This window comes from uncultured Nocardioides sp. (assembly GCF_902805925.1).
Classification (GTDB): Bacteria; Actinomycetota; Actinomycetes; order Propionibacteriales; family Nocardioidaceae; genus Nocardioides.
On record NZ_CADCUP010000129.1, the window covers coordinates 21,161 to 32,349 of the forward strand.

The 11,189-nt window shown below is 73.0% G+C and carries 9 protein-coding genes and 1 pseudogene; 7 read left to right on the forward strand and 3 right to left on the reverse strand.

The window, feature by feature from the left end; all coding sequences use genetic code 11:
* Positions 1 to 24: 24 nt before the first annotated feature.
* From QZX64_RS09320 to QZX64_RS09330, 3 genes are all read left to right on the forward strand, one after another.
* The gene (locus QZX64_RS09320; protein WP_295658628.1) at positions 25 to 228 is read left to right on the forward strand and encodes a hypothetical protein; all 204 of its coding nucleotides are present in this window, start codon (positions 25 to 27) and stop codon (positions 226 to 228) included.
* Positions 229 to 256: 28 nt separating this feature from the next.
* Complete coding sequence (locus QZX64_RS09325) at positions 257 to 781, forward strand: ferritin (protein WP_295658630.1); 525 nt, start codon at positions 257 to 259, stop codon at positions 779 to 781.
* An 80-nt stretch (positions 782 to 861) separates the two neighbouring features.
* On the forward strand, positions 862 to 1,935 hold the full coding sequence (locus QZX64_RS09330; RefSeq protein ID WP_295658632.1) for an endonuclease/exonuclease/phosphatase family protein: 1,074 nt from the start codon (positions 862 to 864) through the stop codon (positions 1,933 to 1,935).
* Between the two features lie 60 nt (positions 1,936 to 1,995).
* Here QZX64_RS09330 and nucS read toward each other — a convergent pair whose 3' ends face one another.
* Positions 1,996 to 2,685, reverse strand: a complete 690-nt coding sequence (gene nucS, locus QZX64_RS09335; protein WP_295658634.1) for an endonuclease NucS — start codon at positions 2,683 to 2,685, stop codon at positions 1,996 to 1,998.
* 24 nt (positions 2,686 to 2,709) lie between these two features.
* Here nucS and QZX64_RS09340 point away from each other — a divergent pair, with 24 nt between their 5' ends.
* From QZX64_RS09340 to QZX64_RS09350, 3 genes are all read left to right on the forward strand, one after another.
* Positions 2,710 to 3,219: a GNAT family N-acetyltransferase gene (locus tag QZX64_RS09340; RefSeq protein ID WP_295658637.1), complete on the forward strand. Its 510-nt coding sequence runs from the start codon at positions 2,710 to 2,712 to the stop codon at positions 3,217 to 3,219.
* Positions 3,220 to 3,292: 73 nt separating this feature from the next.
* A complete protein-coding gene (locus QZX64_RS09345; protein ID WP_295658640.1) occupies positions 3,293 to 4,849 on the forward strand; it encodes a sodium:alanine symporter family protein in 1,557 nt (518 codons plus the stop codon).
* A 64-nt stretch (positions 4,850 to 4,913) separates the two neighbouring features.
* The gene (locus tag QZX64_RS09350) at positions 4,914 to 6,713 is read left to right on the forward strand and encodes a 3-hydroxyacyl-CoA dehydrogenase family protein (protein WP_295658643.1); all 1,800 of its coding nucleotides are present in this window, start codon (positions 4,914 to 4,916) and stop codon (positions 6,711 to 6,713) included.
* A gap of 89 nt (positions 6,714 to 6,802) precedes the next feature.
* Here the strand turns inward: QZX64_RS09350 and QZX64_RS09355 are convergent, their stop codons facing one another.
* Both QZX64_RS09355 and QZX64_RS09360 read right to left on the reverse strand, forming a co-directional pair.
* Positions 6,803 to 7,972: a sorbosone dehydrogenase family protein gene (locus QZX64_RS09355; protein ID WP_295658645.1), complete on the reverse strand. Its 1,170-nt coding sequence runs from the start codon at positions 7,970 to 7,972 to the stop codon at positions 6,803 to 6,805.
* 56 nt (positions 7,973 to 8,028) lie between these two features.
* Positions 8,029 to 10,476, reverse strand: a complete 2,448-nt coding sequence (locus tag QZX64_RS09360; protein ID WP_295658647.1) for a LuxR C-terminal-related transcriptional regulator — start codon at positions 10,474 to 10,476, stop codon at positions 8,029 to 8,031.
* A gap of 223 nt (positions 10,477 to 10,699) precedes the next feature.
* Between QZX64_RS09360 and QZX64_RS09365 the strand changes: the two are divergent.
* Positions 10,700 to 11,189, forward strand: a pseudogene (locus QZX64_RS09365) (hypothetical protein); the annotation flags it as partial.

Genomic DNA, 11,189 nt, shown 5'->3' on the forward strand with positions numbered 1-11,189 from the left:
CTTAACCCGTGTACAGTGCCGGCCATGGGCAAGACGAAGGGCGCCAAGGCCGCGGGCGACAAGGTCGCCAAGCTCCCCAAGAAGAAGTGCTGCGTGTCCAAGAGCCGCTGCAACCGGTGCCCCCTGCGCATGTTGAAGGAGGGCACGCTGCCGGAGGGCTATACGGTCAAGAAGCGCAAGCTGGTCAAGGTCGGCCAGGGCGCGAAGAAGAAGTCGATCGCGGCCTGACCCGCCGCCGTACCCCGCAGGAGCGACCGTGCCCGCCGCCCGTTTCGTCGAGCAGCTCAACACCCAGATCGGGCACGAGCTCGCAGCCCACAACCAGTACCTCGCCTGCGCCGTCTACTACGACGTGCTGACGATGCCGCGGATGGCGGCGTTCTTCTACGAGCAGGCGCTCGAGGAGCGCGGCCACGCGCTGATGATGGTGCAGTACCTCATCGACACCGACTCCCCGGTCGTGGTGCCCGGCGTCGACGCCCCGCAGTCGGTGTTCGCGGACGTCGTGCAGCCGGTGCAGCTGGCGCTCGACCAGGAGAAGCGGGTCACCGAGCAGATCAACGGCCTGCTCAAGACCGCCCGCGAGGAGTCCGACTTCGCCAGCGAGCAGTTCATGCAGTGGTTCATCAAGGAGCAGGTGGAGGAGGTCGCCACCATGAGCGACCTGCTCGCCGTGGTGTCCCGCAACGTCGAGGACATCGAGGACATCGAGGAGTACGTCGCGCGCGAGCAGGGCGCCGAGGGCGAGGACCCCACCGCCCCTCGCGTCGCCGGCGTCTGACCCCCGGGCGCCCGCTGAACGTGAGAGGGCCTTCATCCGGCCCTCATTGAGGGTTCACCGGCGGCGTCGAGCCTGTGCTCGTGCCCCGGTCCTCCTCCCTCCTCGTGGTGCTCGTGCTCGCAGCAGGTGCGCTCACCGTCCTCACCGTCCCCCACGCACCGGCCTCCTCGACGCCCGTCCCGGGGCGGGTGGTGGTGGCCTCGGCCAACCTGCACGAGGGGACCCTGCTGGCGCAGCGGCCCGATCTCGCCGACGACACCGACCTGCGGCGCTTCGCGCAGCGGCTGGCGGGCCTGGGCGCCGAGGCGCCGGACGTCGTGGCGCTGCAGGAGGTGCGGGGGTCGCTGGGACGCGTCGTCAGCCTGCTCAACCGGCACGCGCGTGACGGCGCGACGTACGCCGCGGTCTCCCGCCCGGGGCTGTCACGACAGCGCGGGGTCTGCGGCGACCGTGCCGGCCGCTTCACCGTGGTCCGGGACGGGGCGCTGGTGGTCAACACCGCCACGACCACCGTGCTCCAGCGCGGCAGCATCCGGACCTGGGGCCGCTGGTCGCCCGCGACGCGCGGCCTGATGCGCCGCGCCGACGCCGGCGGCTGCGCCGAGCACCCGTGGGCGCAGGTGCGGGTGGTGCACGAGGGGGCGTCCCGCGACGCCGTGGTGGTCGGGACCCACGTCGGACCCCGGGGGCACCACCTCAAGATCCGTGCCATGGGCCGGCTGGCCGACCGGGCGAGGGCGGTGGCGGGTGCCGACGACCTCCTGGTCCTGGCCGGTGACTTCAACCTGCCCTGGTGCCACCGCGGCCCGGGGAGCCCCTCCGGCACCTGTCGGACGGCGAAGGGCCACGACGCCCTGCTCGCCCGGGGCTTCGGCGACGCCCTGCACGCGACCGACGCGGACCGGGGGCCGAGCCTGCGCGTCGACTTCGTGCACACCAGCGGCAAGGTGGTCGTGGCGGCCTGGGACCGCTGCTACCGGCCGGGGCTGGCGCCGGGCTGCCCTCGACGTGACCGGGTCTTCCGCAGCCAGCGCGAGTACGCCGCGTGCCACCGCCGTGCCGTGGCCCACGGTCGGCCGGGTCCGGGGTGCGGCCCCGGTGCCTACGCGCGCTACTACTCCGACCATCCCGTGGTGACCGCGACGGTGCGCTGAGGCGCCGACCGGGTGGCCACGCCACAGAGGTCGGTCCCGACGGCCGGCGAGGGGGCGCCTCTAGAAGAGGCGGTGCTCGGAGTCGTCCATGCCGCGCAGGGCGTCGTAGTCCACGACGGCACACGCGATGCCGCGGTCGGTCGCGAGCACCCGCGCCTGCGGCCTGATCTCCTGGGCGGCGAAGATGCCGCGCACCGGGCGCAGCAGCGGGTCGCGGTTGAGCAGCTCGAGGTAGCGCGTGAGCTGCTCGACGCCGTCGATGTCGCCGCGCCGCTTGATCTCCACGGCCACCGACGCCCCGTGGTCGTCGCGGCACATCAGGTCGACCGGGCCGATGGCGGTGGGGTACTCGCGGCGTACCAGCGTCAGTCCCTGCGACAGCGTGGCGGGGTGCTCGGCGAGCAGCTCCTGGAGGTGCTTCTCGACGCCGTCCTTGCGGAGCCCCGGGTCGACGCCCAGCTCGTGCGAGGAGTCGTGGAGGACCTCCTCGACCAGGATCCGCAGGGTGTCTGCGGGACCCTTCGCGGTGCTCCTCGAGGTGACCGTCCACTCGACCCGCCCGTCGTCGGTGGTGCCCTCCGTGACGGTGCACGGCGGGCTCATCCAGTTCAGCGGCTTGTAGGAGCCGCCGTCGGAGTGGATGAGCACCGAGCCGTCGGCCTTGAGCATCAGCACGCGGGTGGCCATCGGCAGGTGCGCCGAGAGCCGTCCGGCGTAGTCCACCTGGCAACGCGCCACGACCAGTCTCACGGCGAGGAATCTACAGTCACCGGCATGTACGACGTCCGCCCGGCCCGCGAGGCCGACCTGCCTCGCCTCGCTGCGATCGAGGACGGCGGCGTGGCCCTCTTCGAGGAGGCCCTCGGCGACCTGAGCGGTGACGTGCTCGCCTCGTCGGCACCGAGCGGGCAGGAGCGCGCGGCACGGCCGGGGTTCCTCCTCGTCGCGGGCGACCCGCCCGTCGGCTTCGTGCACGTGCTGGACCTCGACGGGCACGCCCACCTCGAGCAGGTCTCGGTGCTGCCCGCGGCCGGGCGGCGAGGGGTCGGCGCCGCGCTGGTGCGTGCCGCCATGGCGCAGGCAGCCGCCCAGGGGCACGACGCCCTCACCCTGTGCACCTACGCCGACCTGCCGTGGAACGGCCCGTTCTACGCGCGCCTGGGCTTCCGCGAGGTGGAGCCCACCGGTCACCTGACCGGGCTCCGGCAGCACGAGCAGCACCTCGGCCTGGACCGCCACGGGCGGCGTACGGCGATGCGGGCCGGCCTCCTCTCGACGTCCTGAGAGCCGGCGCCCCGGCGCGCGGCCGGCGGCCCGGGGCTGGACAAGCAGGCGTCGGTTGCGCTTGCGTTGCCTGATGGATGCCATCACGGTCATGTCGACCTCCGAGTCCGCCGACTCCTGGCCGTGGCTCTCCGACGTCGAGGACGCCATCAACGGGGGCTTCGAGCCCGTCTCCACCGCGGTGCAGGAGGTGATCTTCTACGCGCCCAGCATCGGCGGCGTCGAGGTGCCCCTCATCGTGTTCTGGCTGGTGCTCGCGGCGGCCGTGTTCACCGTCTACTTCAAGGGCATCCAGTTCACCGGGGTCAAGACCTCGCTCGACCTGGTCCGGGGCAAGTACTCCCGGTCCAGCGACCCGGGGGAGGTGACCCACTTCCAGGCGCTGTCCTCGGCCGTGTCGGGCACCGTGGGCCTGGGCAACATCGCCGGTGTCGGCGTGGCGGTGACCATCGGCGGTCCCGGGGCGACGTTCTGGATGATCGTCGCGGGCCTGCTCGGCATGTGCACCAAGTTCGTCGAGTGCACGCTCGGGGTGAAGTACCGCGAGGTGCACGAGGACGGCACCGTCACCGGCGGTGCCTTCCGCTACCTGCCGGTCGCCTTCGAGCGCTTCGGACCTGCGGTGTCCAAGGGGCTCACGCTCGTGTTCGCCGTCGCGCTGTTCCTCTTCGGCGTGGTCGGCGGCAACATGTTCCAGGCCAACCAGACCTTCGCCCAGGCGCGCGAGGTCACCGGGGGCGAGGACGGCTTCCTCGGCTCGTCCGGATCGGCGCTGGTCTTCGGCGTCGTGCTGGCGTTCCTCGTCGGCGCCGTGATCCTCGGCGGCATCAACTCGATCGCCCAGGTGACGTCGCGGCTCGTGCCGACGATGGCGATCCTCTACCTGGGCGCCTGCCTCCTGGTCATCCTGGGCAACGCCACGAACATCCCGGCGGCGATCGGCGCGATCGTCTCGGGTGCCTTCGCGCCGGAGGGCGTCGCCGGTGGCGTCGTCGGGGTGCTGATCATCGGCTTCCAGCGCGCCGCCTTCTCCAACGAGGCGGGCGTCGGCTCGGCACCCACGGCGCACGCGGCGGTGAAGACCAGGCATCCCGTGAGCGAGGGGTTCGTCGCGCTGCTCGAGCCCTTCATCGACACCGTCATCGTGTGCACGGCCACCGCACTGACGATCGTCATCGCCGACACCGCCTACTGGAACGACGCCATGACGACGGTCCAGGACGGCGGAGCGCCCCCCGACGGCGTGGTGGTCACCTCGCGGGCCTTCGAGACGTTCCTCCCGCAGTTCCCGGTCATCCTCGCCATCGCGGTGGCGCTCTTCGCCTTCTCGACGCTCATCACGTGGGCCTACTACTCGATGAAGGCATGGACGACGCTCTTCGGCCGCACGCGTCGCAGCGAGCTGGTCTTCAAGGTCGTCTTCTGCCTGTTCACCGTCGTCGGCTGCGTGCTCACCTTCGACTCCGTCCTGGGGTTCGCCGACGCGATGCTGTTCGTGTGCGCGATCGTCAACCTGCTGGGCTGCTACCTCCTGCTGCCCAAGGTGCGCGAGGAGCTGCGCAGCTTCCGGGCGGGCCTCAAGGACGGCTCGATCAAGGAGGTGCCGGTCGAGGAGCGGGCGACCACCTGAGGCAACGATCCGGGTGGCCCATCACCCACCGGGCCGCCGACGGCCCCGTGGGAGGATGCCCGCCATGACGAGCACCCCCGCAGAGCAGCGTGAGATCGGCATCATCGGCGTGATCGGGCTCGGCACCATGGGTGCCGGCATCGCCGAGGTCTTCGCCCGCAGCGGCTTCACCGTCATCGGCCTCGAGGTCGGCGAGGAGGCCATCGCACGCGGCCGTCAGCACCTCGAGCACTCCACCGGTCGTGCGGTGAGGCGGGGGAAGATCACCGAGGCCGAGCAGGCCGAGATCCTGGGTCGGATCACGCTCACCGGCTCGATGGGCGACCTCGCCGACGCCGACTTCGTCATCGAGGCCGTGATCGAGTCGCTCGCCATCAAGAAGGACATCTTCCGCCGCCTCGACGAGGTGGTCCGCCCCGACGCGATCCTGGCGACCAACACCTCCTCGCTCTCGGTCACCGAGATCTGCACGGCCAACCACAGCCCCGGCCGGGTGGTCGGCGTGCACTTCTTCAACCCCGCCCCGGTCCAGGACTTCGTCGAGGTCGTGCGCACCGTCGTCACCGAGCCGGACGTGCTCGCGGTGGTCACGGACCTCGTCGGCCGCCTCGGCAAGAACCCCGTGGTGTGCGGCGACAAGGCCGGCTTCATCGCCAACACGCTGCTGTTCGGCTACCTCAACCACGCCGTGTCGTTCCTCGAGAGCCACTACGCCTCCCGCGAGGACATCGACGCCGCCATGCGCCTGGGATGCGGCTACCCGATGGGTCCGCTCGCGCTCCTGGACCTGATCGGCCTCGACACGGCGTACGAGATCCTCGACACGATGTACAAGCAGGGCCGCGACCGGCTGCACGCGCCGGCGCCCCTGCTCAAGCAGATGGTGACCGCGGGCATGCTGGGCCGCAAGACCGGCCGCGGCTTCTACACCTACGACGGCCCCGACTCCTCGACCGTCGTGCCCGACGACCGCACCCCCTCGCCCGACAGCACGCCGCGGCCCAGGCGCTCGATCAGCCGCGTCGGCGTCGTCGGCACCGGCACCATGGCGGCCGGCATCGTGGAGGTCTTCGCGAGCGCCGGCTACGACGTGCTGTACGTCGGCCGGTCGGCCGAGAGGGTCGGTGGCGTCCGGGCAGGTGTGGAGCGCTCGCTCGACAGGGCGATCGGCCGCGGGAGGCTCGAGGAGGCGACGAAGCACGAGGTGCTCGGCCGGCTGAGCGGCACGACCTCGCTCGAGGACCTCGGGGACGTCGACCTCGTCGTGGAGGCGATCGCCGAGGACCTGTCGGTCAAGGCGACGCTGTTCGAGAACCTCGACGACGTCTGCAAGCCCGGCACGATCCTGGCCACCACCACGTCGTCGCTGCCCATCATCGCCCTGGCCAAGGTCACCACCCGGCCGCAGGACGTCGTGGGCCTGCACTTCTTCAACCCCGCGCCGGTGATGGGGCTGGTGGAGGTGGTGTCCACCGTGTCGACGTCGGAGGAGGTGGCCGAGACGGCCCGCGCCCTGTGCGCCGACATCGGCAAGGTCGCCGTCTCGTGCGGCGACCGCGCCGGCTTCATCGTCAACGCGCTGCTCTTCCCCTACCTCAACGACGCCGTGAAGATGCTGGAGGCGCACTACGCCACCGCCGACGACATCGACACCGCCATGAAGCAGGGCTGTGCGCTGCCGATGGGGCCGTTCGAGCTGCTCGACGTCGTCGGCAACGACGTGTCGCTGGCGATCCAGCGCGAGCTCTACCTGGAGTTCCGCGAGCCCGGCTTCGCTCCCGCCCCGCTGCTGGAGCACCTGGTGACCGCGGGCTACCTGGGCCGCAAGACCCAGCGCGGCTTCCGCGACTACTCCGCGCGCTGAGGCCGCTCAGCGGTCCTTGTGCACCACGAACGCGTCGCCGGGCGAGGCCACCACGCGGTCGACCTCGATCCGGTCGGGGGCCGGGGCGCTCACCGGCGCGGCCGCACCCTCAGCACCATGTCGCCCGAGCCGTTCGAGGTCGTGACGAGGAGGTCGCCGCGCGGGGTCTGCGTGACGGAGCGGAGCCGGCCGTACTTCCGCAGGACGGCCGGCACGCGGACACCTCGCAGCCTGCCCCGCTGCGAGAAGCGCAGGAAGAGCACCCGCTCGGCCTTCAGGGCGGCCACGGCCAGCGTGCCCGCGTACCCCCTCCACCGGCGGCCCGAGACCCAGGTGGCCCCGGACGTGGCGAGAGTGGGCTCGCCGGAGCGCCACCGGGCACGCACCTGGCGCCCGGGGAGGGACCGGTCGGTCATCGGCACCGACTCGTCGTAGCCGGGCACCGGGTTCCAGCCGTAGTCTCCGCCGTTGCGCAGGCGGTTGACCTCGTCGTCACGGTAGGAGCCGTGCTCGACCGACCACAGGGAGCCGTCCCGGCGCTCCGCGAGGCCCTGGACGTTGCGGTGGCCGTAGGTGAACACGTACCGGGTGCGGGGGTCGGCGGAGCGGGCGAAGCGGTTGGCCGGCCAGGGCGCGCCGGTGCGGGGGTCCAGACGCAGCACCTTGCCGCCGAGCGAGCCGAGGTCCTGGGGGTGGGTCCCCACGGTCGCGTCGCCCGTGCCGACGAGCAGCGCGCCGTCGCGGGTGACGAGCAGCCGGCAGCCGCCGTGGCGCCCGTCCTCGCTCGCGGGCAGGCCGGAGAGGAGCACCTCGGGGCCGGCGACCCGGGCGGCTGCGACGTCGAGCCGCCAGGCCAGCACCCGCACGTCGTGCCCGCCACTGTGGGCGTCGCTGCCCTGGCAGGTGTAGAACCGCTGGTTGGTGGCGAACCCGGGGTCGACGGCGAGCGACATCAGCCCCGTCTCGCCCTCGGCCCGGACGCTGCCGGCAGGCAGCGGCACGGTCCGCCGCGTGCCGCGCTCCCAGAGCGAGAGCCGGCCCTCGCGCTCGGTGATCAGGAGCCGGCCGCGCCCGAGGGGCTGCACGTCCCAGGGCAGGCTGAGCCCGGTGACCAGCCGCTTGACGCGCAACGCCGGCTCGCGCCGCTGCTGCTCGACCGCAGCGGTGCGGGGCTGTGCCGGCTCCGCTGCGCCGGGCGCGACCGAGGCGGGCAGTCCGAGGAGGCAGGTGGCGAGCGTGGCGACGACGGCGGTCCGCATGCGCCCACGCTAGTCGCGGCGCGGCGGTGGTGGACCGTCCGGAGCGGTGAGGGGCCTCAGCCGGCCCGGTCGTCGGCGACCATCGCGGCGAGCCGGGCACGGGTGTTGATGTCGAGCTTGCGGTAGATGTGGGAGAGGTGCGCGTCGACGGTGCGCGGGGAGATGAACAGCTCGTCGGCGATCTGCCTGCTCGTCAGGCCGTCGGCGATCTTGTCGGCCACCTGGCGCTCGGCCGGGGTGAGCAGCGCCAGCGGCCCGGTGCGTACGGCGGTGGCCTCGGGTCCGGCGAAGATGCCCAGCACGGCCCGCAGGCCGTGCTCGGTGAGCTCGCCGTCCGCGACCCAGCCGTCGGGCGCCGAGCGGGCGGGCTCGACGGCGTACTCCACGGCGTACCCCCACGGCGTCGCGTGGCGAGGCCCCCGCAGGGACGCGGCGGTCGCGGCGAGCTGCCGGCTCTCGGAGCGACCACGCTGGGCCGCGACGTAGGCGAGGGCGTCGAGCGCGTCGGCGACCCGCAGCGGCATGGGCGCGGCGGCGGCCTGGTCGAGGGCGTTGAGCAGCGTCGTCGCGGCCTGGTCGAGGTCGCCCATCGTCACGAAGCACCGGCTCAGCAGCAGGCGCGCATCGACGGCGTCGCGGCCGAGCCGGCTGCTGTCGGCGAGCACGACCACGTCGGCGGCGAGGCCCGCGGCACGGCGGACCTCGCCGGACGAGAGGAGGTCGCGGGCGTCCTGGGTGATCACCGGCAGGCGGACCGCCCACGGGAGCTGGTCGCGGTCGACGTCCATGGGGACGTAGTCGGGGTCGAGCCCGCGCAGCAGCGTCTCGGCGATGAGCGCGACGCGGTCCTCGGCGATCTCCCGCGCCTCCCGCACCACGGCGCGGGCGGCCGAGGTCGCCTCGACCGTCCGGCCCTGCTCGAGGGCCACCCGGCCGAGCAGCGTGCGCGCCGACAGCGTGATCCAGCGCTCGTCGTTGGTGTCGGTGCTCGCCATGATGGAGGCGGCGGCCCGGGTGGCGGCGGCGAAGTTGCCCCGGGACACCGCGATGTCGGTGAGGGTGCGCGTCGCCTGGCGGACGATGGAGCGGCTGACGGTGTCGAGGTCGATCGCGCGCTGGGCCTCGCGCTCGGCCTGCGGCAGGTCGCCGGCGTCGAGGTGCATCTCGGCCCGGATCGAGGCGTTGCGCGCCAGCTCGAGGTCGGTCTCCTCGGCGTTCAGCGCGTGCTCGTCGGCGCGGTCCAGCAGCCACAGCCCCTCGAAGGTGCCGCGCAGCTCGGACGCGGCGATCCCCGCGCGCCGGGCCACCTGCGCGCCGATCGCCGCCGGCCCGTCGCCGCTGACCAGAGCGGCCTCGAGGATCTCGACGGCCTCCCGCGTGCGCATCGAGGTGTAGAGGGAGGAGAAGATCCGGTTGGCGAGCCCGTAGCCGGTGTCGCGGGTGGTGGGATCGGCGCACGCGGCGAGCACGGCGTTGCGCATCACCGGCAGGTCGGCCAGCCACGGGGCGTCGGCGGCCCCGAAGTTCTCGTGGTCGGGGGCCACCCGGTCGGCCCAGCGCAGCAGGCCGGCACGGGCCCGCGCCGCGTCGTCGGTGGAGGCGGCGAGGAACGCGCCGTGCCGCCGGATGGGCGAGAGCATGTCGAAGCGGCCGTCGGGGAGCACCTCGAGCAGGCTGCGTCGCACCAGCCGCGCCGCGACCGGAGCAGCGACCTCCCGGCTGACATCGGAGATCTCGGCCAGCACCTCGATGCTCACCGGGGTGGTCATCTGGGCCATCCGGCGGAAGCACCGCTGCTGGTCGGCGTCGAGCAAGGCGTAGGAGGCGTGCACCGCCTGCGACAGCGAGCCCGCCGGGACGACGTTGGCGATGCCGACGAGGGCGACCTGGACCGCGAACTGCTCGATCAGCAGCGGCAGCCCGCCGGCCGCGGAGAGCAGGCGGCGCACGTCGCGCTCGTCGGCGACCAGGTCGACGGGGTAGCCCCCGGCGGCCTCGACGCGGTGGCACAGCAGCTCGACCGCGGGGCCGGCGAGCGGCTCGTGGGTGCCGGGCACCGGCAGCGGGCCGACGCGCACCACCCGCTCGCCCGGCTGCCCCGCCATGGTGAGCGAGGTGACGGCCAGCCGCGCCGTCCTGGTGGCCTCGATCACCTGCTGGAAGGTCGCGCCGAGCAGCTCGGGCCCGCCCGCGTCGATGTCGAGGCCGTCGAGCACCAGAAGGGTCTCGGAGCCGTCGAGCACCCGGCACAGGGCGCCCTCCGGGCTGTCGCCGGGCGCGGCCGACGCCTCCAGCACGTCGAGGCACGCGGAGAGCACCGAGTCGACGTCGTGGAGGTCCCGGGCGTTGACCCAGGCCGCCCCCGAGTGATGAGCCGTCGCGTGCCGTGCCAGCAGCGTCTTCCCGGCCCCCGGAGGGCCCACGATGCTGACCCACCGCGAGCTCAGGAGGGCGGTGTCCAGGACCTCTCGGACCCGTTCCCGGCCGATGCACGGAGTGAGCACGTGCTGAACCTATCGCCGATACGCCACGCTGTTTAGGTAGGACTACCGATGAGCCCTCCCGTGAACTTCGGCAGGCTCTCCATGAGCGCCGGCGGGGTGGCCGCACAGGGGAGGGCCTACGCCAGGGGACCGGCGCTCCGGCAGGCCGCGACCCGCATCCCGGGTCGTGGCCTGCCTCGTCGCACCACCGTGGCCGGTTGCCGCTGCGACGTACCCTGAGCGCATGGAGTACCTCGTCCTGCTGCTGATCCTCGTGGCTGCCGTGGGCGGTGTGGTCGCCATGTCGCGCGCCGGCAAGCGCCGCGAGCTGGAGCGGAGGACCAACGAGCTGGCCCCGGTCAAGAGGCTGGTCGACGAGGACGTCACGGCCCTGGGGGTGGAGCTCCAGCACTTCGACGTCGAGATGGCCGGGCGCGAGCTCACCGAGGGCGCCACCGCCGACTACCAGCGGGCCCTGGACGCCTACGAGGCCGCCAAGCACGCCGCCGACAACCTCAGCGAGCCCGAGCAGGTCCGCCACGTGACCGAGATCCTCGAGGACGGCCGCTACGCCATGGCCTGCGTCCGCGCCCGCGTCGAGGGACTGGCGCTGCCGACGCGCCGTCCGCCGTGCTTCTTCGACGCCCGGCACGGCCTCTCGGTCACCGACGTGGCCTACACGCCGCCCGGTGGCGCCCAGCGCGACGTGCCTGCCTGTGCGCTGGACGCCGAGC

What these genes read in the sequence shown, in the direction of transcription:
- QZX64_RS09340 (WP_295658637.1), top strand. Translation starts at nt 2,710, where the DNA reads ATGTACGACGTCCGCCCGGCCCGCGAGGCCGACCTGCCTCGCCTCGCT.
- QZX64_RS09350 (WP_295658643.1), top strand. Translation starts at nt 4,914, where the DNA reads ATGACGAGCACCCCCGCAGAGCAGCGTGAGATCGGCATCATCGGCGTG.
- QZX64_RS09355 (WP_295658645.1), bottom strand. Translation starts at nt 7,972, where the DNA reads ATGCGGACCGCCGTCGTCGCCACGCTCGCCACCTGCCTCCTCGGACTG.
- QZX64_RS09345 (WP_295658640.1), top strand. Translation starts at nt 3,293, where the DNA reads ATGGATGCCATCACGGTCATGTCGACCTCCGAGTCCGCCGACTCCTGG.
- QZX64_RS09320 (WP_295658628.1), top strand. Translation starts at nt 25, where the DNA reads ATGGGCAAGACGAAGGGCGCCAAGGCCGCGGGCGACAAGGTCGCCAAG.